The sequence below is a fragment of the Hyphomicrobium sp. MC8b genome, from assembly GCF_905067615.1.
In the GTDB taxonomy this organism is placed as follows: Bacteria; Pseudomonadota; Alphaproteobacteria; order Rhizobiales; family Hyphomicrobiaceae; genus Hyphomicrobium_B.
The window spans coordinates 960,500-981,781 of the sequence record NZ_LR898465.1; the positions used below are offsets into that span (position 1 = coordinate 960,500).

Here is a 21,282-nt window from a genome sequence, read left to right on the forward strand (position 1 = left end):
CCGACATAAGCGTCCGCAAGAGGGGACCAATCAAACAGCCTTACGTGATCTACGGGAGGTTACGGGAGCCCGAGGCTGTGTCGACTGCAGTAGAAAGAAATTGGAGCTTGGTGTGGCGTGACAGAACTAGACAGCGGGGTTCCGAGTGGCTGCGCCTGTCACGGGGTCAACGGCGTAGCGCTCGATCTGGTCGCCGAATACGATGAGGTCATCGGGGCCAAAACCAGAGAGGATGAGCTCCGCGACGCGGGTCGAGACGATTTGGCTGGTGAGAGTTTGTTCATGAATGTCAAAAGCAAGATCAATGGATTGGAATGGCAGGGGAAGGTTGTCGTCGACTTGAAGTTGCCAGCCGGCCGAGGGGAAAGAGACCGAGACAGTGTTGGCGGTGGTGAGCATGGCCTCGTCGACGCGCGGGGACAGAAACTCGTTGAATTGCACCTGTTCTGAACCGTTCACAAAGTATACCCGGTCGGATACGTGGATGCCGTTGGATATTCCGGCGGCAGCTAGTTGCGCGGTGTAGGTCGGCAAATGTGAGGGCTCGATCTTGATGGTGACGTTAGGGTTTGCGGGTCGCTGGACTGTGATGTTGATGATAATCCTCTCGATGCGACCCTCCCGGTCGCGCTCTTCGAAGATGCGCAAGACGGCAAGTTTGATGCCTTTGGATGCGGCGTAGGCTTGAGCGTCCTCAGTGAAGCCATTGCAGGTGATGACTATACCTTCGTCGGCGCCGGTGTCCTCAACGACGGACCTGAAGCTGCGAATGATGTCGAGGCCGACCTTGCCGCCGGAGAGGTCGTAGTCCTTGCATTCGATGAGGGTGCGCCGTGTGGTGCCGGCGATGTCGACGGTGACGTCAATCTGGTGCTGCACGGCAGCGCCGGCCAGTTTGAGATCGTGGATAACCACCCGCTTGTCGTCCAGGGCCTTGAACACTAACGCGGCGAGGATTTCGTAACGAGTTCCAGACTTGGTCGAAAGTATGTTGTGATACTTGTCAAGGAGCTGGTCGTAGCGGGACTGGCGTTTGTTGGTGGTCATGAAGCTTCAAAGGTTGTTGGACAAAAAAAGCGAGCCGCGTAGAGTCTCTAGTTATTGCTCGTTATTCAGCCCAATCCAATAGACGACCGTATAGCAAGTTGCGCTGACTAATGGGCTATAGTTGGCTAGGACGATAAACAAGAAGGCCCCGAAGGGCCTTCATCGGTGAGCGCCTGATTACCGTCCGCCGCGCGCACGCTTGCCGGCTTTCGGATCCTGGCCGAAGGGCACGACTTCGTCGCGCTCTTCCAGCATGCGGCTCATGCTGTCGATGTCGGCCTGGTCCATTTCGCCGCCGGTGGTCTCGAGCTGCTCCTTCGACAGCGGGAACTGCGTCTTGCCCACGAGGGAGGCGAGACGGCCTTCCTGCTTGCTGACGTAGGCGCCGATCTGCACCAGCTGGCCGCCGTTGTTCCAGTAGCCGTAGACGTCGGCGCGGCGCTTGCCGTTGGAAGCGATGTTGGTGCCGTCCTTGTGCTGGGCTTCGAACAGCACAACGCGTCCGTCCTCAACGGTGATGGGCTCGCGGCCATCCTTGCCGCCGATGGCGATCGGGGCAGCCTTCTCGGCGGAGGCGGCGCGGGCGCGGATTTGCACCATGGCGTCGGCGGAGCGGGAGACGGGTTCGACCACACCATTGAAGTAGGTCATCACGACACCTGCCTGGTTGGTGTATTCGCCGCTCCACAGCGCGACGTCTTGCGCGATGCCGGACTCGGGCGCGGTGATGGTCCCCTTGTAGTGGGGCAGTTGCTTGCCGTAGCGGCTTTGGCGCGGGCCGGCCTGCATGTTGACAGAGAAGGAAGGCTTGGTCTTTTGGTCCATGGTCGTTTCTTTCTTTGGTGGACACGCGAAGCCTCCCCGAAGGGTGCATACCGCGTCAATACAGTGGGGATACAAGATTGCCTCAACCGCATGCACACGGTGGACAAGCTGACTCTTCCGTAGGCATGCAGCACCTATCCACGTGAATGGTCCGCCGCCGCGTGACATGCGCTACTGGTGGGGCCATGGAACTCAACAGCGCGACACAGGGCGACGAGCTCGCCGACGGGAAATGCCTCGGCTGGCGCATCGCAACCTTCGCCGCGGAGAACCTCGTCCCGGAAGACAAGACCCTCACGACCATCACCCAGTTGTGGGATGCATATCAGGGCTGGTGCAAGTCAAGGAACGAGGAGCGGCTCACCCTCACGTCCTTCGAGGAGGAGTGGAAGCTGATCGCGGCCAAGGCGGGAATCGTCCGCTGCCAGCATGGCGCCAACGTCTACTACCGTGACGTTGCCTTGAAACACGGAAAGGGCGGTTGATGTGGACGGTGGAGACGTTGAAGCGCATCGCCAAGGACCGGGGCGAGGAGCTTCCCCAGAATGTGCTGCTGGAACATGCCCTGCTCGCGCATGAACGGTTCAGGGGCAGGGCGGAGCGGAGTTTCGCGAAGCACCACGCCAAGCGGCAGATGGACCAATTGCTGGATCGGCTGGAATCGTTCCCCGAGGCCCGCGTCGGGGAATTCGCGCCGCTGAAGCAGCTGAGGGCCTATGCGGCGGAACGTGAGCGCGCCCGCGAGGCCGAGAAGGCCAAGGCAAGAGATGAGGAGCGGGTGAACCCGCTCATACCCGCCATGGCCAAGATGGACGCCGAGGACATGGAAGAGGAGGACGGCCTCTCCCGCTGACGTCAGCCGAGCAGGGCGAGCGCTTCGACAAAAGCCTGTGTGGCCTGCAGGTCCAGCGGCGGGGTCCGATAGGCCGCTCCCGCCACCCACCTTCCTTCCAGGCGAAACCCCGCAACGGAGCCCCACCGGGCGAGGTGCTCAAGGAAGTGGTCGCATCCGATGTTCGGGATGCGCTTGTCCTCGGGCAAGTGGCAGCGGAAATGGCGGAAGATGTCGTCCGCCGCGAGGATGTTCCCCTCCCGTGCCGTGAGGTGGCGGATGAGGTAATGGACGCTGTAGCCGTAGGGATAGATGGAGGACGACGAGACCCCGCCCATGCGGGCCAGTTCCGAGGTCAACGATCGCCAGGGAGAGGGCGACGGCGCCTTGAGCGCTGTCGATGCAAAAAGCTCTACCTCCTCTTCCTCATCCCAGTCGTCATAGCTGAATTCCATCCATGCGGCTTCCCTTGAACGAGAAGCCTTGCACGATGGCGAACCGTGTCAATGCGGGCAGATCAAACCCTATACGGTCTTGATCGATTTGAGCTGGGGCGGTGGCAACATGAGGTGCTGCATCTCCTTCCATGCCCACCGCTTGTCGAGGGCGACGGGATGGTCGCCGCGCGTGGTCACGATGATCTTGTCATCAAAGGCCTTGCCCATGAGGTCGTTGGCCCGGGCCAGTGGTTCTTTTGTTCCATGGAACAGATGTTGGGTTTCGCCGAGGCTCGGTTCGATCATCCGCACCGCCTGGTTGTCGGGCTGGAAAAAGCAACGCGCCCGGCAGGCATCAACAACACCCTCGTAACGGTTTTGGCCGAACGCCTTGGCGAGTTGGCCGAGCGATTGGCAGAACATCCACAGCCTCAGGCCGGACCCACGGCCGACGTCCTGGAGCTGGAGGATGGAATTGAAGTTGCCGAGCTGGGGCATCTCGTCGAGGAAGAAGGTGATCGGCAATTCGCCGGGCCTGCTTTGGGTGGCCATGAAGATGCGGAAATGCTGGAACAGCATCGTGCGCACGATCGGCCCGAAGGCCTCGAGGTCGGTTGTTGGGATGGTGATGAAAAGCGACGCGCCGGGCTGGCTCCTGAAGATCTGCGGGCGCCAGTCGGATGTCGACATCGCCGCGCTGAGGTCGGGGTTGCGGTTGAAGAGCGCCAGGTAGCGCCGCGCCGTGTCGAGGATGCTTTCCAGCCGGTCCTTCGAGTTAATGCCAGTCTGGATGGCGTCTGCAGCGGCGGCGAGGTCGGAGATGTTCGTGAGTTCGGCGACCCTTTTCATCATCCGCACGAGCTGCATGATCTCGGCGTTGGGGTCCTTGGCCGGTGGCGTGGCGAGCAGTTCACCCAATCCCTGGATGGTGCGGTTTTGGGGAGAGGCTTTGAGGGCGACCATCATCGCGTAGGCCCACATCATGTCGCGTCCGCGGTTTTCCCAGTACGGCTGCGTGAGGTCGGGGTTGTGCTCCACCACCTGGTAGGTGAAGACGGTGCAGTCGTTGGCGGCCTCGCCGGGCTTCTTCGAGATGAAGTCGAAGGGATTGTAGCGGTGTGTCCGGCCGTCGGGGTCGGTGGGCGCGAACTTGTAGACCGGTCCGAAGTGTTTTTCCCGGTAGCCGGCGGTTGCGTCCCACAACTCGCCTTTGACGTCGAGGATGATGGCGCTGCCGCGGTAGGTGAGAAGGTTGGGGATGACCTGCGTCTGGCTTTTGCCTGAGCCCGGGCCGCCGATGGAGATGAGGCTTTCGTTGCCCGTGAAGGTCAGGGGTTTGCCGGAGATGGGGTGGTATCCTAGCACCAACGCGTCGGGCGAGACCACGTCGCTGTAGTAGCGGCTGGCCTCGACGTCGGCCGGCGTCATCCAGCGCGCGCCGGTCTGGACGGTTTGGGCGGCCGATGCCATCGCTCGGTGCGCGCTGATGTCCCTGGCCGTTTGCGCGAGGACCGTGGTGGTGGCGGGAAGTTCCTTCATCAGGAATTGGGTCAGGAGGTTCTTGATCTCGAGCACGCGGGCATTGCCCTGGGCTTCGTCGGTGGGTTCGAGTTGGCAGTTGCCGTTGTTCCACACCAGGATCGCCAGCAACCGCCGCCATTGCTCCCCGTTGTAAACCCCGGCGGCCACCAGTTCGGCCGCGCCCCGGAAAATCTGCCGTTCCTTGTCGTCGAAGGCGAGGGCGGGGCGCGACACGACGAATTCGTGGATGAGCTTCAGGGCGCCGTTGTGCTTGCGGGAATGCGAGATGCGCTTCCCGAGGTGTTTCGCGGCGACGGTGATGAGGCCCTTGGTGGACCCGAAGCTCGACGCCACGTCGCCGAGGTATTCAATGTTGGAGGCTTTCTGGGCTTCACAGGCGGTGGAGATGTGCTGGTTGAGGTTGTGGTACGACCCGCTGTAGCCGGTGAGGTCCTCCACGGGCGCCGAGAAGACAGAGCGCGGGTCGGACAGCAGCGTGTCGACGTGGGTCAGGAAGGTCTGGTCGTTGTAGTCGGAGAGGTTGCGCAGGGGATGCGCCGAGATGGTGAGATAACCGCCGGGCATCACGCGGCCTCCTCGGGTTCGGGGTAACGGACGGCGATGAGGACCGTCCGGTCATCGTCATGCTCGGCCTTTACCTCCTTCATGAAGAACGAGAGGACATTCCCGATCAGGAGAGGCCCCACCTTGGGGTTACGGAGTTTGCCGAGCAGGTACTCCGGATAGGCGGGGTCGAAGACATGCCCTTCGGGCGTGGGGTCGAGGAAGAAGTTGTGGCCGCCGTCGGTGGCGAGCATGACGAGGTCCACATCGAGGTTGTGGGTTTCGGCACGCGCGATCATGTCGATCCATGTGGGTTCGGTCACGCTGTAGGAGTAATTGTCCTTGCCGGATGGCTTGGCCGTGCAGAACGGGGCATAGGATCTTGTGGGGTCGCCTGAGGGTGCGTCGGTGACCGCTTCGGACACCATGGAAATCGCCGCGCTGGAGTCCCCGATGGTTGCGGCGTAGATCGATTGGCCATGGAGCAAACCGATAGCCAGTGTCGTGCCGAATTCATCGAGGCTCCTGTTCATCCGTGCCGCGAGGTCGGCAAGCGTGGTGTGCGCGGCCCCCATGGCTTGGGTGAGGACGTCGAGTCCCGGTTTCGCGCCCCTGCTGATTTCGCGTCCGAGATAGGCGTTCACGGCGTGGCACGCTTCGCGGCTTCCCCACTGGGAATGGCTGCAATTGGAGATGCCGTCCGCGAGCACCAACCATGTCACGTGGGTTCCGGCGGCGTCATCGCAGCCGCCGACGACGAAATTGTCCTCGCAGGCTTGGTTTTCCTTGTAATGCCTCACACCCTGTTGGCCGAAGCACACGATGAGCCAGGGGGGGCGCATCGCGGTCTGGATGCGTTGCATGCAGGCGAAGTCGTAGCGAGGGGTGATGTCCATGCGTGCCATCTCAGCCCTTCCCCACGTTCCTGAGTTTCGTTTTTCCGTCCTTGATCGCCTTGGCGGCTTCATCCACGGCGTCCTGGGTGCGGAAGTTGTGGGTGATCTTGGTGATGAGTACCGTGATGAGCTTCACGAACCCCTCGAAGGTCGTCTGCTCCTTGCCCATTTCGTAGATGGATTGCGCGCCGGTGAGTTCGGACAGGAGTTCGATGCCGGACATCTTGCGGCCGTCCACCTCGACGAAATCCTTTGAGCATCCCTTCGGCGAGATGAAGTTGATCATGGTGGCGATGCGCTTCTCCGAATTCGTCCTGCCGTCGACCTGGCTCAGCCTGCTCTTGATGGCGTTCCATTTGGCGTCGCCCGGCTTCGCGTCGTTGATGGCCCCGTCGGTGAAATGGATGATGTGCGGCATGCCGAACCCGAGCTTCTTGGTATTGTAGAAGGTCAGCCGGTCGGCGATGCGGTTGAGGGCGTATTCGAAGGCCTTGGCCGTTGACGTCCCACCCATCGGAACCAGCAGGGGCAAAGAGGCGGGGATCTTTTCGGCTTCCTTCCAGGGCATGACGTCGTGGACGTCGTCGGAGTAGCTCACAATGCAGACATCGACCTTGTCGATTTGCTTCGCGAGCTCGGATGAGGGCGTGGGCTTGCGCAACAGGTCCATGATGTTGGCGAGGGAGGTGTTGATGTGGTGGATGTCGGGGTCCGGCTGGTCGCCCGTCGATCCCGAGATGTCGACGAGGAACAGGAAGGGGTAGCGCTTGAGGCCGGTTTTGGCGGGTGCGATCTCATCGTCGTCGGCCAGCATGTTGCCGTTGATGTCCTTGATCATCTTCCCCATGTGTCGTCTCCTCCTTTGGCTGATGATGCGAGAATCCATTTGCTGCCCGCGAGGCAGGCCTTGCCGTTCTCATGGCCGGCAAAGGCGTCGCGGGTGAAGGTCAGGCTGTAGGCGAAACACCCGTCGTTGAGGCGCGAGGTAGACCCGGCCACCTTGGCGCCAGGCGCTTTGAGCGCGGCCTCGAAGCTGTGGCTCGTGCTGTCGCGGCCGAGCAGATTGAGGGTGTCGGTGAGCATGAGGACGTCGTCGACGTCGAGGAGGGCCATGATGCCATCGGTGGTGCTTGCGGGGAGCGGAAAGTGTCCCCGGTAGCGTGCCATGTGCAGGGCCCGCGCCCGCGCCTTATGGAGGTCGGTCTTGATGGCGGCGGGATTGTCCGGGTGTTTGTCACCGACCAGCGCCGCAAGGCTTGCGACGGCGTTCCCGTCGTCGGCCGAAGAGGCGGGACCCTCGAGGTGGGTTCCGAGAACGCCCCTGATTTCGACAAGCAGGGAGGCGGCGAGGCCGGAGATCAACGCGTCACGCACGGACGCCCTCCCGGTGAGGAAATCGGAGGGCGCCGGCATCCACCTGCGGGTGATGAAGGAAGGAAGCGGGTCTTTGCTCCTTGCCGCCGGGTCGAGCGCCACCGGGGCGAAGGCCGGAAGGCGTCCGGCCGATCCAACTGGCGTGGGAGGGGTCTGGTGTTGGTCTTGCGCGGGCGGCGGCGGAGGCGTCGCGGGCAAGGGCGGGCCGGGGAGTGTTTTGGGGGCCCACCACAGCATGGCAAACCCAACGAGGAATGTTGTCCAGAAGCCGCGCGTGAATCGCGCCCGGTGGTCGTCCCGGTGAAACCAGTACGGCGCGTCGCGGGCCTCCTCCTCCTCCTTGGTGAGGGCGCGAGGATTTGGGTACTTTTCCAGCCTGAAGGTGGGAGCCGGAGTGAAGGGGATGAAGTCCTTGGCCTCGGGCTTTGCCGGTGCCGGTGTTTCTGCTTCCTTGGTAAGGAAGGTTGGGATGTGCGTGAATTCGTCCACCACGTAGGGATCATAGGGTTCGAACGTGTCAGCCGTGACCGCTGGAGGCGGTTCTTCAGCTTCGCCAAAGTAACCTCCGCTGGTCGGTGATGATGGTCACCCACTCTTGCGCGGTGACGGGCGTCGATGTGGTGAAGGTCTTACGGAAGGCATCGCGGAACGCGGCGGGGAAAGACTGGTAAACCTCGACCAGGGCGGGGTTGACATCCGGGGGCGACGTCTCGAACGGGAACAGGCGCTGTTCGATGAAATCGTCTTCCTCCTTGAACGGATGGCAGACGATGCCCGCGTCGGCGGTAAGCAGGATGAAGATGTGGATGGCGAGCACGAAATCGTCGTGCGCCGCAGTCACCATTTTGTTGGCGTTGAGGAGGGCGTTGGCCCCGGGGGAAATGAAATTCGGCGTGAGGCCGTACAGCGGGAACGGGTAACGCCCCTTCCCAGCCGAGAATTGGTAGCTGTCGGTGTCGATGAAGTAGACGTCCCGCCAGTTGCGGCTGACGTGGATGTTGTTGGGGCTCATGTCCCCGAAGACGAATCCCCAGCGGTGCCGATGGAGCTCGGCCAGCTGCTCGGCCATCTTGGCGCAGATGTGGTAGACGGCTTCGCGGTCGGGCCCATGGGCCTTTCGGAGTAGCGGTATCGTATTCTTGATGTGGACCGCGAGATCGCTGAGCGAGATGGTGTTTTCCAGCCGCTCCATGGTGAAGCCGATGAGATGGGCGTTCCTCGACGCCGCGTCGGGTTCCCGGCGGTCGAAGAGGGCGCGCCGCGGCCATGTCGCAAAGGGCAATTCCTCGCGCAGGGTATCCCAGTAAAGCGCGGGGATGAACACGCGATCGGCGTAACCCGGAACCGTCTGCACACGGTTGCGGATCTCATCATTGAAGATCTTGGCGACAAGCGGCGGGTCTGTTTCGGGGAGCACCACATGGACCGCCGCTGCGCCGCCGTCCGATCCCACGGCGTCGCTGAGTGTCAGCTCCACCCAGTCGTCCGGGATGTCATCGTCGCGGTAGAACCGCACCCCCCACACGGTCCGGCCTTTCATGCCGGCACCGTGGAATGGGGGCGTGCGCTACATCTCCATTTCGTCGTCCTCGTCCTGCTCCGGCTCGGGCTCCGGGGCCGCTTTGGGTGCCGGCTCCGGTTTTGCCTGGAGGGCTTCGGCGATATCGGCCTTGAGCTTGTCGGCGAAGGAGAGGTTTGCGTCGACCTTCTCCTGCGCAACTTCGACATCCTGCCGGGCGCGTTCGCGTTGGGCATCGCTGACCAGGCCGCCGAGGGCGTAGCTGAGGTCCAGCGTGGCGCGGGCGAGGGCAAGCTCCTCATGCGCATCGGACAGCGGGTCGGGTTGTTCCACGGGCTTCTCCCTGGGCGTCGGCGCCGTCCGCGCATCAAGGGAATGTTCGGCGGCATCGGCGGCTTCGTCGGCATCGCTCCATGAGGAAGCCGCCTTCCGGCGTGCGCGCTCTTCAAGCTCGGCCTCGCGTTCGACGATGCGGCGTTGCCGCGCTTCCTCACGGAGGCGTTGCTTCTCTTCCTCGTCGCGTTCGCGGTCTGACAGCTCATGACCGGGATCGTAGCCACCGTCCTCTTCGCTTGCGCCATCCGCATGGATAGGTCGGGCTCGGGATTTCAGGAGCGGGCTGACGGTATCCACATCGCGCGCGGGGGTAAGGAGTCCGGCCGACAACGGTTGGTCCGGGAACAACAAGCCGTTGTTTCCGCCGCGCGCGTTGAAGGCGTCGAAGCGCTCGCGGTAATTCGCTTCAAGCGTCCCGAGACGGACCTCCTTGCCGAGATCGGACAGTTTCATGAAACCAAAGGCATCCGCGATGATGAGCCCCTGCCCTTTGCGGGTGATCGTCAAACCTTCTCGGGCGAGGTTCTGCGCGAGCTGGTCCCAACTGCGCGAGCCCTCGAAAATCGGCCCGAGTTGCAGCTTGCGCGACTTGATTTCGTCCAGAGACCACCTGTCCAGGGGGCGGGGCTTGGCCTCGCGGCGCGCTTTCTGGAATTCGCCGTCGCGTGCATGTCGGGGTTGCGTAAGGGCGCGTTCGGGTTCGTTGAACCGGCCGGGCACGTGGAGCATGCCGAGCGCCTTAGCTTGCCGCGCGATGCTTTGTTCCAGGCGCTCGTAGTCCTTGCCGGTGTGCCAGGCCTTGTGCGTGCCGGGATGGACGCGGTTGACGAGGATGTGCAGGTGCCGGTGTGCCTTGTCCTTGTGGCAAAGCATCAGCGCCTGATGTTCAGTGAGGCCGAGGTCCGCGATGGTGCTGTCGCCCACCATGCGCATCAACTCGTCGGTCGGGTTCTCGTCGTGACGCCAGCTGATGGAGAAATGGTAGCCGGGCTTCAAGCACCGCGCGGACTGGTTGGCGGTGGCGCGCATGATGGCGGGCGCAAGGTCCGGATTGTGCACGAGCATGTTGCGGGTGATGGCCCACGCGACGCGGTCCGGATCGGGCTCGTCCCTTTTCCCGTGCAGCAGATAGTTGACGATGCCCCGGAACCCGTTGCCGCCCTTGTGCACATTGCCGATCACGCGAGCAGCCGCTCCATCACCGCCGCGGCCTTCGAGAGCACCAGCTGGTGCTGGCTCAGCAGGTATTCGGTCTCGCGCCGCGTAACCTGCACCATGCCGGCGTTCGCCTGCCGCGCGAGCTGATTGACGTTCTTGGAAAGGTTGGCGAGCAACCAGTTCACGCGCTCCAGCTCGGCGGCCGCCTGGTCCTTCACCGCATTGCGCCTGGGCTTGGGCGCCGGCGCTTCACCCATCGCCGCCAGCACCGCATCGCGCATGAACTTCGACTGCGCCTTCCCTGCAAGCTTCGCGGCCGTGACGAGACGCGCCGCCTCGTCGTCGGTGAACGCAACCTTGCGCCGCAGGCATAGCGGCTTCGATCGTTTCGAAGAACCCTTCGCAGGCATCGTTGTAAAAAGCCCTCCCGGCGCTTGAGGGACAAGCAGGGCGCTTGAGGCTGAAGGCCGAATGCGACCGCTTTTGAGGCCCATTTATGGGCCCAAAAGCATTGCTTGCTCCACTAGGAGCAATCTAATGTGTTGTATTCAGACCGTACACCCGCCGGCACCGACAGTTGCCGAATGTTATCGCAACCATGGTTGCATCATCTGAGCCCTCGGGGGCTTTCTGCCCCCGGACCCCCGAAGGTTTTTTAGGCGATGAGCTGCATCGTGGAACGGACGTGAAACGACTCTGCGACACGTTTTAAATGCGTTTGCACACGGACGATAGGGAATTCCCTAGAGACACGTAGATGATTTTAGCGCGAGGGAGACGAGCGCGAGTGGCGACGGCCGCTCCAACTGTGCTTGTGTTCGAGCAGCGGGTCGGTGACCAACGCAAGCTCCGACAGCGAACGGCACAACACCTTGTCCACGGGGCAATTCAAGCGGCGGGCGACGTCCATGAGGACCGCGGCCTTCACCGCCTCGACCTTCTCGTCGCCGTTTGACCAGGGTGATGCGAATTCGCCGAGCTCGGCGTGCAGGACGGTTCCACCTCCGCCGTCATCCTCGAACCAGGTGACAACACTTGCCTGCTGCGTCGCGTAGATGCGCACCAGGGTCCCGGCGTCGTGCTCTTCGGTCAGCAGCATGGTCCCCCGCTGCGGCAGGGTCGGAAGCAAGGGACCTTGTTTCCCGTCGTTGAAATCACATTATGAAGCATGGTGGCCGCATTACGGTGGCACCTTGCTTCCGGAAGCAAGGTCCCGTGCTGCCATCTTGGGCAGAGGGTATCCACGGCGCATGCTTGCGGCATACACCCCTGTGGCCAAGCTGCCATGAGGGAGTGCATCAGTCCGGGGTGACGATATCCCCTCCCAAGATCCTCTCTACCGTTGAAGGCCGGTATCGCGTGATGGTGACGATGGGGATGTCCCCCTCCGTCGCCCGGAATGCGAGATAGCGCGTGAACAACGAGCCCTGCACCGCAAGCAGGACGTGTGGTCGGGCGAAATCCCAAAGATGTGCACAGGCGGTGAGCGGGTCGTCCGGGAGTAGCCAACCGCGGTCATCGAGGTCATTCATCCCGTCGGGGTCATATTCCATTTCATCATTGCCGACGGTTTCGGCGCGGGCCCAGAAGCGCTGGGTCCTGAAATCGGGGTCGTGGAAATTTCCGGCGGCGTGAAAAACGGTGGGCTCGCCGTACACGTCCCGGATGAACCGCAGGGCATGCCGGAAATTCGCGTCATTCGGCATGAGTGAGGTTGCGGTGAGCAGGACACGCACATACTCGCCGTTGACGGATTTCGGGTAGGGAATTGGTCTGATGTTGGTGATCGGGGCCATTGCGCACCTGTGTAAAGCGCATCACGGGGCGCGCGGCGGGCGGTTGTTGAATCCCCCGTCGCGCAGGAACGCCTCCGATGATGAACTGCGGTGCATGGCCCGTAACCCTCCTCATGGATGGGCGGTGGAAAAGCGAGGCAGGGGCTTTCAATTCTGGACCGGGCTGCATTCGCGGTTCTGAAGCTCGCGTTGGTCCGCTTCCTCTGACAGCTTCTTCGCGGCGCCCATCCAGCGCTGGGGCCGGATCTCGCGCGCCCAGTCGGCGAAGGTCGGGATGCGCCCCAGGTCTTCGCGGACATGCTGCTCGCCCACCCATCGCGTCGGGATCACGCGGCCGGTGGAGAGGGTGAGAGTGACGCCAAATAGGCTTTCCATCATCAGGATGCCCTCGGCGTGGTGGCGCAAGGCGCGGTGCCGGAAATCGCAAAGCTGTCCTTTGCTTTCGTCGAACCAGGCGTGGATGGCGAGATAGTCGTCGGTGGTGCCTCCCCATTTTTTGACGGAGGAAATGGCATGATGGTAGGCGTGAGCCATGGGTGCGTGCTTTCGTTGGGTACGGGGTGGGTTAGTTGTCGTCGTCGATGGTGACCTCGGGCCCGTAGGCTGTACGGGCCAGCGCGACGATGGCTTTCAGCCCCAGATAGGTGGGCGGCTTGGTGGCGTGGACCGCCACGGCGTGCCCGCCGACGTATCGCAAGCCCTCATGGTCTGCGGAATAGATGATGGCCACCGTCGACGGGTCGAGGTGGGACTGGAGCTCCCGTTCGATTTCAAAATCGAACTCGCCATCGTGATTGTAGGACGGCCATCCGCCGCCATCGTCATTGCCTATGGCGTGGAAGGTCTCGCCTTCGTTTTCATAGGTCCAATGCTCAAGCCCATGGTAGCGGCACCAGCGGACGAACCGCTTGGCATCCCGGACCTTGAAGTAATTGCTGCGGCAGATGGAGATGTAGTCCATGTCATGCCTCCAGCTCGCTGGTGGCCACGTCCACGAAACGCCTGTTGATCTCCATCCTGACCTTGCCCGTGGCGGCATCGAATGTGATCTCGCCGTAACCGCCATCGTTGTCCTCAAAGCCGGCGTCGTGCATTTCGATGAGGTTCCACGCAAGGTCCTCGGCGAGCTCATGCAGGTTGGGGAAGAAGTCATACGCGGACGCCGCGACGGCTGGCGTGCCTGTGAGATCGACATCGACCAGGGCAGCAAGGTCGGCATCGGTGTTGGTGGGCACGTACCCCGCCGGATACCGGGAACCCGTGATGCTTTCGATTTGCCCCTCGTCGCTTTCGCCGTCGTAGGTGACAACGATGCTTTCGAGAAGTAGCGCCTTCATCGCCGCAAAGATCGCTGTCTTGCGGCTTTCGATTTTGAGGGCGAGGTCCAGGTAGTGCTGTTCGGCCTTGGTGATGATGGGGTGCTTGGCGGGCTCGTTCATGGGGCTGGCTTTCGGATGTTCCCCCGCCGCTCGCGCGGGAGGCCTCTCCTCCCGGCCCGGCCGGTTCGCCTGTTCTTCAAGACTCTGCGGGCAAGTCCCGTAGCTCCCCGTGGTTGAGGTGATGGTATTGGCCTGCGGGCTCCGCGGATGGGATGACGGCCGCCGGTTTGTGCGGAGCGCCCTATGGATGATGAGCTGTCAGCGGAGAAAATTCAGAAACTCCTTGAAATCATGGCCTATGCGACGGTCCATGTGTCCGATCGTTATGGTCCGTGGGTGAGCAGGCTGGAAAACGCGCTTGCCGAGGCAAGCAAGGAAGGTCCCGGCGAGCGCGCGAGGAGAATACTCGAGGCGTTGTCGAGAAAAGGCGCCCCTCAATGACGGGGTGATATCGGAGGGGCCAGGCTTCAAACTGGCCCCCTTTCTTTTTAAATGGTGGCGGGCGGGACGAGGGCTATTTTCTGCAGGTATTTCCGCTTGTGTTCGAGGGAAGACCCATCGCCGTACATATGGGTGTGGCCCATGATGTCCTCGATCACATCCCGAGGGGCTTCGACGGCACGAAGCCGGTCCGAAAGACTGTGCCTGAGGGAATAGAGTGATTGTCCTTCAAGGAGGCAGTCGCGCGACTTCAGGGCCTTGTAGATGAGCGCGCTTGCCGTATCGGCCTTGTCCCGGTAGCGGGGAAAACCCTTCGGCTGCGCGCGCATGGCGAGCAGGGAGACGCCGACGAGCGGAATCTCGCGTAAGGAAGAGAGCGTCTTGGTGGTCCGTCCCCTGCGGGTGATTTTCACGTAAGGGAAATCGGTGTCCAGATGGATGTCCTCTTCCGTGAGGCCGCAGGCCTCCGAGAGGCGGAGGCCGGTTTCCACCGTGAGATAGATCAGCCTGCGGGCCTCGGGGTTCACTTCGCCGAAGAAGCCTTCCCGGAGGATGTGGGATTGGATGAAGCCTGTGTCGAAGGGCACGCGTTTCCCGTCTTGTCCGCCGAGGATGCGCGTCCCCGTGAATGGGTTCTTCACCTCGTACTGGTAGAAATTGGCGATGACCGAGTAGAGGCCCGCGACGGTGTTCATCGCGCGGTTGGCGGAGTTGATTGCGATCTCGTTGTTGAGGACCCGGCTCTGGAAGTGCTGCCGGAAGGGGTGGGTGTGCTTGGTGGACAGTTCCGAGACCAACGGGTCGGAGCCGATGGTGCGCAGGAGCAGATCCAAATTGGTTTGCCGATGGTCCTTCCACCGTTTCCGTTGGGCCGGCGACTTCTGGGCGAGTGTGGTCGCGTTGATGCGTTCCACCTCCTCGATCATTTGCGAAACCCGAAGCCCGCTGCGGTCATCATGCACTTCACGTTCGGGGAGACCGGCGGCAAGGGTGATGCGGGCTGCGAGGGTGTCGGGAGGGTCCTTGATTGCCGAGGCGAGGTCGAGGCCCGGAATGAGAAGTTCCATCCGGCGCGCGAGTTCCGTGAGGTGACCACTGAGTATGCTGGCGTCGGTCACCACCGGGCAGTTCTGTTGAACCGCAAGCTTCTTCGCGGCGAAGATTGCTTTGGCACTCGCCGGTGTTTCGCCCGCCGAGAGACTCTCCCAATAGCGCTTGAGGTCGCGGTCCAGGGTTTCGATCTTCTGGCGGGCGAGGATGGCGCGGGGATCCTGCGCGACCCGGATGCCGGTCGATATCGTGACCCACGCGCGTCGCTCATACGGCGTGTATGCCTTGGGGACACGGCGGTGAAGGCACCAGAATCCTTCCTTCGCGATGGGGCTGATCGAGGGCTTATTTTCAGACATGTGAAGCTCCGAGGTTATGATCCTCGAGCGTTTCTCAAAGAAGCACCGTGTTCGTCGAAGTGTTCGGCGAAACCTACGGGGCGCTACGGGTCAGCACGGAAAAAATGAGCCGATGCCCGTAATTCCTGCGTTTCCCTCAAATAAGCTGGTGCTGCCGGAGGGGATTGAACTCTCGACCTCTCCCTTACCAAGGGAGTGCTCTACCACTGAGCTACGGCAGCTGATTTGGCGTATCGCCTTTGAGGGCCAACGAACGGAAAATTCAGGCGCGCCAACCGGCGTGCCGGAAATGTTCCTGGCTCGGGCGGGCGGACACTGCCACAAGGCTTGACGGCGAGCAAGCCGGAAAGCCAAGCTATCGACAAGGGGGGAGGACGGAGCATGAAGATGCAAGTCTTGCAACACATTCCGAGACGCGCGAAGGCTGAATGAGCGGAGATTTGCCGCAAAAACCGCCTGCAAATCCGGGTGCAAAGCCGTCGGCCGCCCAAATGTCCCGGAAGCAACGCCTCGCCGAGGAGTTGCGCGCCAACCTGAAACGCCGCAAGGCTGCGGCGCGGCGCCACAAAGAGACGGATGGGGACGACGGGGAAACATCGTCCGGCAATCATGAGGACTAAGGCTGCTTCACCCGGAAAAGCGGCTTGCCGAGGGTAATGCTCAACGGATAATCACGCGATCTCGGGCCCTCTGGCCGATTCGTGCGGATTTTCCACATGGAGACGATTGGAATTCATGGATCGGATCAGAATTGTCGGCGGCCACGCGCTTCGGGGAAGTATCCCGATTTCCGGCGCCAAGAATGCGGCCTTGCCGCTGCTGATCGCCAGCCTTTTGACGGAAGACCGCCTGACGCTGAAGAACGTACCTAATCTCGCGGACGTCAATCTTCTGGTGCGAATTCTGCGTAATCACGGCGTCGACCTTGCCGTCGATGGCAAGCGTTCGAGCCCGTCCGGCCATCTCGGCGACACCATCCATCTGACGGCGCGCGACATCGTCGACACAACCGCGCCCTATGAAATGGTATCGCGGATGCGGGCGAGTTTCTGGGTGCTTGGTCCGTTGATCGCCCGAATGGGCGAGGCGCGGGTGTCGCTGCCGGGCGGTTGCGCCATCGGCACGCGGCCGGTCGACCTGCATCTCATGGGTCTTAAGGAACTCGGGGCCGAGATCGACATCGACAGCGGTTACGTCGTCGCCAGGGCGCCAAAGGGACTTCGCGGCGCGCATATCGTATTTCCGAAGGTGTCGGTCGGCGCCACGCATAACGTGCTGTTGGCCGCGGCTCTCGCCAAGGGCGAGACCGTGATCGAGAATGCAGCGCGCGAGCCTGAGATCGGTGACGTGGCGACGTGCCTCACGAAAATGGGGGCGCATGTCGAAGGCATCGGCACGTCGGTGCTGCGCATTCAGGGCCGCGATCGGCTCGAAGGCGCAGTGCATACGGTGCTGCCAGACCGTATCGAGACCGGCACATTCGCGATGGCGGTAGCGGCAACGGGCGGCGATGTGCTGCTCGAAGGCGCGCACATTCACGATCTCAAGACAGCGCTCGATGTGCTGGGCGAGACGGGCACATCGGTCGAAGCCGCCGAAACCGGTGTACGCATCGTGGGGAATGGCGGCGGCATCCGGCCGGTGTCGGTCGAGACGCAGCCGTTTCCAGGATTTCCGACCGACCTGCAGGCGCAACTGATGGCACTTTTGACGTGCGCATCGGGAACGAGCGTCATTCGCGAAACGATCTTCGAGAACCGCTTTATGCACGTGCAGGAATTGGCGCGGCTTGGCGCAGACATCCAGCTCCATGGCGACACGGCGACGATCAAAGGCGTGAAAGCGCTGAAAGGCGCGCCAGTGATGGCGACGGATCTTCGCGCCTCTGTCTCGCTCGTTATCGCGGGGCTCGCAGGTGAGGGCGAGACGGTCATCAACCGCGTTTACCATCTGGATCGCGGCTTCGAGCAGCTGGAGCGGAAGCTCGGCGCCTGCGGTGCTGAAATCGAGCGCCTCAGCAGCGGTTGAGGTTCTGTACCAGGAGACGTTGCAGCTTTCGGCGCGTCTTTGTATCACTCGGCCTTTCCAAGCCGCCCGCCTGCCTTGCGGAGACAATCGCGCCCGATGCCGGACCTTAAGCTCATCGCCTTCGATACCTTAGACCTCGGTATTATTTCCGCGCATTTGCAGGATGCGGTGCTGCGCGTCGGCGAGATGACGTATTTGCCGAAGGAAAAGCGGTTTGCTGCGATCGTCAATCGTTTCGACTGGGCGAATGCGCTGGGCCATTCGCAGACCGCGCAGGGGCGCCGCGACGAGAATTTCGAGCGCCGCCGGGCAGGTATCCGGTTCGAGCGGGTGAATGCCGCGCAAGTACAGGGAATTGACTTCAAGGACAAAAGAACAGCGCTCGCGCTGCTGGCCGTTACGTTCGAGCCGAAGGGCGGCGAAGGTTCTCCCGAAGGCGATGTCACGTTGACATTTTCAGGTGGCGCGGCCATTCGGCTGAGCGTCGAATGTATCGAGGTCGAACTGAAAGATCTCGGGGCGGCGTGGGGGACAAAACGCTCTCCCGAGCATCCCGAGGATGCAAGCTGATCTGCTTTTCGATCGCTTCCCAAGGACAGATTGCCGATGCCTGTGCGTCTCAACAATAACGATAACGGTTTCGAAGCGCAGTTCGTTGAGCTTCTTGGCCTCAAGCGCGAAGTGTCGGTCGATGTCGATAACGCAGTGCGCGAGATCATCGCGGATGTCCGCAAGCGTGGTGACGCAGCGCTGATCGACTTGACGCAGAAGTTCGATCGTCTCGATCTCAAGAAGGCCGGCATTGCGGTGACGGCCGATGAAATCGAGGCGGCGTATGCGGCGTGTTCGGAAGAGACGCTCGATGCGCTGACGTTCGCATGCAATCGCATTGCCGAGCATCACAAGCGCCAATTGCCCACGGACGATCGCTATACGGACGCCGCGGGTGTCGAGCTTGGGCATCGCTGGACGGCGGTGGAATCCGTTGGGCTTTATGTGCCGGGCGGACTTGCGTCGTATCCGAGTTCAGTTCTGATGAATGCCGTACCGGCGAAAGTTGCGGGCGTGCCGCGCATCGTCATGGTGGTGCCGTCGCCCAGCGGCGATCTCAATCCGCTCGTGCTGGCGGCGGCAAAAATTTCCGGCATCTCGGAAATCTATCGCATCGGCGGTGCGCAGGCCGTGGCAGCGCTCGCTTACGGCACGGAGACGATCAAGCCGGTCGTGAAAATTGTCGGGCCTGGCAATGCCTATGTCGCAGCGGCGAAGCGGCAGGTGTTCGGCGTCGTCGGCATCGATTCCATCGCGGGGCCGTCGGAAGTTCTGGTGATTGCCGACAAGAACAACAATCCGGAATGGATCGCCGCCGATCTTCTGGCGCAGGCCGAGCACGATACGGCGGCGCAGTCGATTTTAATGACGGACGATGCGGAGTTCGCAAACGCAGTTGAAAAAGCCGTGAAGCGCCAGCTCGAAACGCTGCCGCGCGGAAATATCGCGGGCGAAAGCTGGAACACGTATGGCGCGACGATCATTCTAGGATCGCTTGGCGAGGCTGTGCCGCTGGCCGATCGGATCGCTGCCGAACATCTGGAGATTGCAACCGCAGACGCCGAAGATCTCGCGAAACGAATTCGTAACGCGGGTGCTGTTTTCATCGGTAGTGTGACGCCGGAAGTGATCGGCGATTATGTTTCGGGATCGAACCATGTGCTGCCTACGGCGCGGAGCGCGCGGTTCTCATCCGGGCTTGGCGTTCTCGACTTCATGAAGCGGACGTCGATCCTGAAGCTCGATGCGGCGGCGCTGTCGAAACTTGGCCCTGCTGCGATGACGCTTGCTCGCTCGGAAGGGCTCGAAGGGCATCGGCGTTCCGTGGAAATCCGGCTCGAAAAAGCAGGTTAAAAAACGAGATGGACCAAACCGTCGCTTCACCGGAAAAGAGCCGGGACCGGCTGATAGAGATCACGCTCGATGCAAAGTCGCTGGGGCGCGCGAACTCGAGTATCGAGCATGAACGCGAAGTCGCGATCTTTGATATCCTCGACGGCAACAGCTTTCGCGTCGAAGAAATGGATGCAGGTCCATATAAGCTGCATCTGTCGCTGACGGAGGAGCGCCTCGTTCTGGCAATTTCTCCAGCGGAAGGCGGCGATCCGGTTGAACTGGGTATGGCGCTGGCTCCGCTCAAGCGGATCGTGAAAGATTATTTCATGATCTGCGAGTCGTACTACGAAGCGGTCCGGACAGCGCCACCGGCCCGTATTCAGGCCATCGACGTCAGCCGTCGCGCGCTGCACGACGAAGGCAGTGTGCTGCTCAAGGAAAAGCTGTTGCCGCGGATCGTCGTCGATGAAGATACGGCGCGGCGGCTGTTCACGCTCGTTTGCTCGCTGCACTGGAAGGGATGAGTGGCCGGATCATTTGCGGGCAAGCAGATACCAGGAGGTCTGCTGGCCGACGCCTTTGATCTCGATATCGTCGCGCGGTTCTAAAACGAACGTGCTTTGCAGCGCGCCGGCGCATGTCGGGCAGATGGCGATAAAGCCCGGGTTGCTCGACTGTTCCAGACGGCTCGCGAGATTGACCGGATCGCCCCACACGTCATAGCTAAATTTATTCTTGCCGATGATGCCTGCCATCATCGGGCCCGATGCCATGCCGACGCGAACGCTGATTGGAATATTTTCCTCAATGCTAATGCGTTTCACTGCCGTGACGATGTCGAGTGCGGTGGCCGCAAGCGCTTCGACATGGTCTTTGCGAGGGACGGGTACGCCGGAGGCGACCATGTAGGCATCGCCGATGGTCTTGATTTTTTCGACGCCGTGGTGATCCGCGATTTCATCGAAGGCGATGACCAGGTGATTGAGAAGCGCGACCGTTTTTTCCGGGCCGAGGCCGCGCGCCATGCCGACGAAGCCGGTGATGTCGGCGAAAAGCACCGAGGCTTCGGAAAAGCCGTCAGCGATCGTTTCGCCCGGTGCTTCCTTGAGGCGCTCGACCACGCTGTCAGGCAAGACGTTGCGGAGGACCGTCTCGGTTTCGGCCTTGGCACGCTCGAACAGGCTGAAGGCATAATAAACGCAAGCGGCGATCAGTCCGAACGTCGTCACGGCGGCCTGGACGTAGAGCGAGTTGATCGTCTTCTCGTCGACACGAAACTTGGCGGCTTCCATGGGAAACGAGAACCAGACGAACAGGTGCAGGATCAGCGCCAGCCAGACGATGGCGATGATGATCCGGAAGCGCCGGGCTTCAAAAATGACGAACGGCGCTGCGGCGGCGATCACGTATTGCAGTGGTGCGCCGCCCATCCGTCCGAAAAATGCGGTGAACCCGATGAGAGCGGAAAACTCGGCGATGACGAGCAGCAGTCCGCCCGCGATCTCGTTGTAGCGATGCATGAGCGGCACGAGAGCGACGATTAGCGCGACGCCTAAGTTGATATAGACGGCGGGCAGCATCTCTTTCACGCCAGAGGCCCAGAGCTGAGCTGCGTAGATGCAGGTCGTGACGACAACGAGCGCCGAGAATACATTGACGATCTTGAGGCGACGCTGGATGTCCGGCGGATAGCCTTTGATGCCGATATTGGATATCCGGCGAATAAAACTGCGGATACCATCGAAGGCGGCCTTGAACCACCCAACTGCCAACGTAGGCAGGGCACGCCGCTTTGGCCGATCAACGATCGTCATGTGCTTGGTCCGGCGATTG

General features: G+C 61.7%; 25 protein-coding genes and 1 tRNA gene. 8 read left to right on the plus strand and 18 right to left on the minus strand.

Annotated features, from left to right (window positions below; all coding sequences use genetic code 11):
* Positions 1 to 126: 126 nt before the first annotated feature.
* Together ACLB1Z_RS04625 and ACLB1Z_RS04630 are read right to left on the minus strand one after the other, a co-directional pair.
* Complete coding sequence (locus tag ACLB1Z_RS04625; protein WP_409562256.1) at positions 127 to 1,047, minus strand: restriction endonuclease; 921 nt, start codon at positions 1,045 to 1,047, stop codon at positions 127 to 129.
* Positions 1,048 to 1,224: 177 nt separating this feature from the next.
* Positions 1,225 to 1,872 carry a hypothetical protein gene (locus tag ACLB1Z_RS04630; protein WP_409562257.1) on the minus strand — a complete coding sequence of 216 codons (648 nt, stop codon included), beginning with the start codon at positions 1,870 to 1,872 and terminating at the stop codon, positions 1,225 to 1,227.
* A 185-nt stretch (positions 1,873 to 2,057) separates the two neighbouring features.
* Between ACLB1Z_RS04630 and ACLB1Z_RS04635 the strand changes: the two genes are divergently transcribed.
* A complete protein-coding gene (locus ACLB1Z_RS04635; RefSeq protein ID WP_409562258.1) occupies positions 2,058 to 2,357 on the plus strand; it encodes a primase-like DNA-binding domain-containing protein in 300 nt (99 codons plus the stop codon).
* Complete coding sequence (locus ACLB1Z_RS04640; protein ID WP_409562259.1) at positions 2,357 to 2,725, plus strand: hypothetical protein; 369 nt, start codon at positions 2,357 to 2,359, stop codon at positions 2,723 to 2,725. The genes ACLB1Z_RS04635 and ACLB1Z_RS04640 overlap by 1 nt, the downstream gene beginning before the upstream one ends.
* Before the next feature lie 2 nt (positions 2,726 to 2,727).
* Here the strand turns inward: ACLB1Z_RS04640 and ACLB1Z_RS04645 are convergent, their stop codons facing one another.
* The 13 genes from ACLB1Z_RS04645 to ACLB1Z_RS04705 form a co-directional block, all read right to left on the minus strand.
* Positions 2,728 to 3,159 (minus strand): hypothetical protein, encoded by a 432-nt coding sequence (locus ACLB1Z_RS04645; RefSeq protein ID WP_409562260.1) that lies wholly within the window; start codon positions 3,157 to 3,159, stop codon positions 2,728 to 2,730.
* A gap of 69 nt (positions 3,160 to 3,228) precedes the next feature.
* Complete coding sequence (locus ACLB1Z_RS04650; protein WP_409562261.1) at positions 3,229 to 5,247, minus strand: type IV secretory system conjugative DNA transfer family protein; 2,019 nt, start codon at positions 5,245 to 5,247, stop codon at positions 3,229 to 3,231.
* A complete protein-coding gene (locus ACLB1Z_RS04655) occupies positions 5,247 to 6,131 on the minus strand; it encodes a protein phosphatase 2C domain-containing protein (RefSeq protein WP_409562262.1) in 885 nt (294 codons plus the stop codon). The genes ACLB1Z_RS04650 and ACLB1Z_RS04655 overlap by 1 nt, the downstream gene beginning before the upstream one ends.
* 1 nt (position 6,132) lies before the next feature.
* Positions 6,133 to 6,969, minus strand: a complete 837-nt coding sequence (locus tag ACLB1Z_RS04660) for a vWA domain-containing protein (RefSeq protein ID WP_409562263.1) — start codon at positions 6,967 to 6,969, stop codon at positions 6,133 to 6,135.
* Positions 6,957 to 7,988: a hypothetical protein gene (locus ACLB1Z_RS04665; RefSeq protein WP_409562264.1), complete on the minus strand. Its 1,032-nt coding sequence runs from the start codon at positions 7,986 to 7,988 to the stop codon at positions 6,957 to 6,959. Before ACLB1Z_RS04665 ends, ACLB1Z_RS04660 begins: the two co-directional genes overlap by 13 nt.
* Before the next feature lie 52 nt (positions 7,989 to 8,040).
* Complete coding sequence (locus ACLB1Z_RS04670; protein WP_409562265.1) at positions 8,041 to 9,036, minus strand: hypothetical protein; 996 nt, start codon at positions 9,034 to 9,036, stop codon at positions 8,041 to 8,043.
* 27 nt (positions 9,037 to 9,063) lie between these two features.
* Positions 9,064 to 10,533, minus strand: a complete 1,470-nt coding sequence (locus ACLB1Z_RS04675; protein ID WP_409562266.1) for a relaxase/mobilization nuclease domain-containing protein — start codon at positions 10,531 to 10,533, stop codon at positions 9,064 to 9,066.
* The gene (locus ACLB1Z_RS04680; RefSeq protein WP_409562267.1) at positions 10,530 to 10,919 is read right to left on the minus strand and encodes a plasmid mobilization protein; all 390 of its coding nucleotides are present in this window, start codon (positions 10,917 to 10,919) and stop codon (positions 10,530 to 10,532) included. The genes ACLB1Z_RS04675 and ACLB1Z_RS04680 overlap by 4 nt, the downstream gene beginning before the upstream one ends.
* Positions 10,920 to 11,272: 353 nt before the next feature.
* Positions 11,273 to 11,608 (minus strand): hypothetical protein, encoded by a 336-nt coding sequence (locus tag ACLB1Z_RS04685; RefSeq protein ID WP_409562268.1) that lies wholly within the window; start codon positions 11,606 to 11,608, stop codon positions 11,273 to 11,275.
* A gap of 199 nt (positions 11,609 to 11,807) precedes the next feature.
* The gene (locus ACLB1Z_RS04690) at positions 11,808 to 12,305 is read right to left on the minus strand and encodes a hypothetical protein (RefSeq protein ID WP_409562269.1); all 498 of its coding nucleotides are present in this window, start codon (positions 12,303 to 12,305) and stop codon (positions 11,808 to 11,810) included.
* A 147-nt stretch (positions 12,306 to 12,452) separates the two neighbouring features.
* Positions 12,453 to 12,839 (minus strand): DUF6915 family protein, encoded by a 387-nt coding sequence (locus ACLB1Z_RS04695; RefSeq protein ID WP_409562270.1) that lies wholly within the window; start codon positions 12,837 to 12,839, stop codon positions 12,453 to 12,455.
* A 31-nt stretch (positions 12,840 to 12,870) separates the two neighbouring features.
* The gene (locus tag ACLB1Z_RS04700) at positions 12,871 to 13,266 is read right to left on the minus strand and encodes a hypothetical protein (RefSeq protein ID WP_409562271.1); all 396 of its coding nucleotides are present in this window, start codon (positions 13,264 to 13,266) and stop codon (positions 12,871 to 12,873) included.
* 1 nt (position 13,267) lies between these two features.
* Positions 13,268 to 13,744 carry a DUF6878 family protein gene (locus ACLB1Z_RS04705; RefSeq protein WP_409562272.1) on the minus strand — a complete coding sequence of 159 codons (477 nt, stop codon included), beginning with the start codon at positions 13,742 to 13,744 and terminating at the stop codon, positions 13,268 to 13,270.
* A 183-nt stretch (positions 13,745 to 13,927) separates the two neighbouring features.
* Between ACLB1Z_RS04705 and ACLB1Z_RS04710 the strand changes: the two genes are divergently transcribed.
* Complete coding sequence (locus ACLB1Z_RS04710) at positions 13,928 to 14,125, plus strand: hypothetical protein (RefSeq protein ID WP_409562273.1); 198 nt, start codon at positions 13,928 to 13,930, stop codon at positions 14,123 to 14,125.
* 47 nt (positions 14,126 to 14,172) lie between these two features.
* Here ACLB1Z_RS04710 and ACLB1Z_RS04715 read toward each other — a convergent pair whose 3' ends face one another.
* Both ACLB1Z_RS04715 and ACLB1Z_RS04720 read right to left on the minus strand, forming a co-directional pair.
* Positions 14,173 to 15,534: a tyrosine-type recombinase/integrase gene (locus ACLB1Z_RS04715; protein WP_409562274.1), complete on the minus strand. Its 1,362-nt coding sequence runs from the start codon at positions 15,532 to 15,534 to the stop codon at positions 14,173 to 14,175.
* A gap of 146 nt (positions 15,535 to 15,680) precedes the next feature.
* A tRNA-Thr gene (locus ACLB1Z_RS04720) sits at positions 15,681 to 15,755 on the minus strand.
* Between the two features lie 207 nt (positions 15,756 to 15,962).
* Between ACLB1Z_RS04720 and ACLB1Z_RS04725 the strand changes: the two genes are divergently transcribed.
* From ACLB1Z_RS04725 to ACLB1Z_RS04745, 5 genes are all read left to right on the plus strand, one after another.
* Complete coding sequence (locus ACLB1Z_RS04725) at positions 15,963 to 16,154, plus strand: hypothetical protein (RefSeq protein WP_013946301.1); 192 nt, start codon at positions 15,963 to 15,965, stop codon at positions 16,152 to 16,154.
* A gap of 115 nt (positions 16,155 to 16,269) precedes the next feature.
* Positions 16,270 to 17,562 (plus strand): UDP-N-acetylglucosamine 1-carboxyvinyltransferase, encoded by a 1,293-nt coding sequence (gene murA / locus ACLB1Z_RS04730; RefSeq protein ID WP_409562275.1) that lies wholly within the window; start codon positions 16,270 to 16,272, stop codon positions 17,560 to 17,562.
* A gap of 96 nt (positions 17,563 to 17,658) precedes the next feature.
* The gene (locus tag ACLB1Z_RS04735; RefSeq protein WP_409562276.1) at positions 17,659 to 18,132 is read left to right on the plus strand and encodes a DUF2948 family protein; all 474 of its coding nucleotides are present in this window, start codon (positions 17,659 to 17,661) and stop codon (positions 18,130 to 18,132) included.
* A 36-nt stretch (positions 18,133 to 18,168) separates the two neighbouring features.
* On the plus strand, positions 18,169 to 19,467 hold the full coding sequence (hisD, locus tag ACLB1Z_RS04740; RefSeq protein WP_409562277.1) for a histidinol dehydrogenase: 1,299 nt from the start codon (positions 18,169 to 18,171) through the stop codon (positions 19,465 to 19,467).
* Positions 19,468 to 19,475: 8 nt separating this feature from the next.
* The gene (locus ACLB1Z_RS04745; protein WP_409562278.1) at positions 19,476 to 19,973 is read left to right on the plus strand and encodes a UPF0262 family protein; all 498 of its coding nucleotides are present in this window, start codon (positions 19,476 to 19,478) and stop codon (positions 19,971 to 19,973) included.
* A 9-nt stretch (positions 19,974 to 19,982) separates the two neighbouring features.
* Here the strand turns inward: ACLB1Z_RS04745 and ACLB1Z_RS04750 are convergent, their stop codons facing one another.
* Positions 19,983 to 21,263 carry an adenylate/guanylate cyclase domain-containing protein gene (locus tag ACLB1Z_RS04750; protein WP_409562279.1) on the minus strand — a complete coding sequence of 427 codons (1,281 nt, stop codon included), beginning with the start codon at positions 21,261 to 21,263 and terminating at the stop codon, positions 19,983 to 19,985.
* Positions 21,264 to 21,282: the final 19 nt, after the last annotated feature.

Bases quoted from the DNA above. Each gene is read 5' to 3' on its own strand.
- ACLB1Z_RS04660 (WP_409562263.1), bottom strand. From the start codon at position 6,969: ATGGGGAAGATGATCAAGGACATCAACGGCAACATGCTGGCCGACGAC.
- ACLB1Z_RS04680 (WP_409562267.1), bottom strand. From the start codon at position 10,919: ATGCCTGCGAAGGGTTCTTCGAAACGATCGAAGCCGCTATGCCTGCGG.
- ACLB1Z_RS04735 (WP_409562276.1), top strand. From the start codon at position 17,659: ATGCCGGACCTTAAGCTCATCGCCTTCGATACCTTAGACCTCGGTATT.
- ACLB1Z_RS04635 (WP_409562258.1), top strand. From the start codon at position 2,058: ATGGAACTCAACAGCGCGACACAGGGCGACGAGCTCGCCGACGGGAAA.
- ACLB1Z_RS04645 (WP_409562260.1), bottom strand. From the start codon at position 3,159: ATGGAATTCAGCTATGACGACTGGGATGAGGAAGAGGAGGTAGAGCTT.
- ACLB1Z_RS04655 (WP_409562262.1), bottom strand. From the start codon at position 6,131: ATGGCACGCATGGACATCACCCCTCGCTACGACTTCGCCTGCATGCAA.
- ACLB1Z_RS04690 (WP_409562269.1), bottom strand. From the start codon at position 12,305: ATGGCCCCGATCACCAACATCAGACCAATTCCCTACCCGAAATCCGTC.
- ACLB1Z_RS04725 (WP_013946301.1), top strand. From the start codon at position 15,963: ATGAGCGGAGATTTGCCGCAAAAACCGCCTGCAAATCCGGGTGCAAAG.
- ACLB1Z_RS04750 (WP_409562279.1), bottom strand. From the start codon at position 21,263: ATGACGATCGTTGATCGGCCAAAGCGGCGTGCCCTGCCTACGTTGGCA.
- ACLB1Z_RS04625 (WP_409562256.1), bottom strand. From the start codon at position 1,047: ATGACCACCAACAAACGCCAGTCCCGCTACGACCAGCTCCTTGACAAG.
- ACLB1Z_RS04650 (WP_409562261.1), bottom strand. From the start codon at position 5,247: ATGCCCGGCGGTTATCTCACCATCTCGGCGCATCCCCTGCGCAACCTC.
- ACLB1Z_RS04630 (WP_409562257.1), bottom strand. From the start codon at position 1,872: ATGGACCAAAAGACCAAGCCTTCCTTCTCTGTCAACATGCAGGCCGGC.
- ACLB1Z_RS04745 (WP_409562278.1), top strand. From the start codon at position 19,476: ATGGACCAAACCGTCGCTTCACCGGAAAAGAGCCGGGACCGGCTGATA.
- ACLB1Z_RS04710 (WP_409562273.1), top strand. From the start codon at position 13,928: ATGGATGATGAGCTGTCAGCGGAGAAAATTCAGAAACTCCTTGAAATC.
- ACLB1Z_RS04700 (WP_409562271.1), bottom strand. From the start codon at position 13,266: ATGGACTACATCTCCATCTGCCGCAGCAATTACTTCAAGGTCCGGGAT.
- ACLB1Z_RS04695 (WP_409562270.1), bottom strand. From the start codon at position 12,839: ATGGCTCACGCCTACCATCATGCCATTTCCTCCGTCAAAAAATGGGGA.
- ACLB1Z_RS04705 (WP_409562272.1), bottom strand. From the start codon at position 13,744: ATGAACGAGCCCGCCAAGCACCCCATCATCACCAAGGCCGAACAGCAC.
- ACLB1Z_RS04670 (WP_409562265.1), bottom strand. From the start codon at position 9,036: ATGAAAGGCCGGACCGTGTGGGGGGTGCGGTTCTACCGCGACGATGAC.
- ACLB1Z_RS04715 (WP_409562274.1), bottom strand. From the start codon at position 15,534: ATGTCTGAAAATAAGCCCTCGATCAGCCCCATCGCGAAGGAAGGATTC.
- ACLB1Z_RS04685 (WP_409562268.1), bottom strand. From the start codon at position 11,608: ATGCTGCTGACCGAAGAGCACGACGCCGGGACCCTGGTGCGCATCTAC.
- ACLB1Z_RS04640 (WP_409562259.1), top strand. From the start codon at position 2,357: ATGTGGACGGTGGAGACGTTGAAGCGCATCGCCAAGGACCGGGGCGAG.
- hisD (WP_409562277.1), top strand. From the start codon at position 18,169: ATGCCTGTGCGTCTCAACAATAACGATAACGGTTTCGAAGCGCAGTTC.
- murA (WP_409562275.1), top strand. From the start codon at position 16,270: ATGGATCGGATCAGAATTGTCGGCGGCCACGCGCTTCGGGGAAGTATC.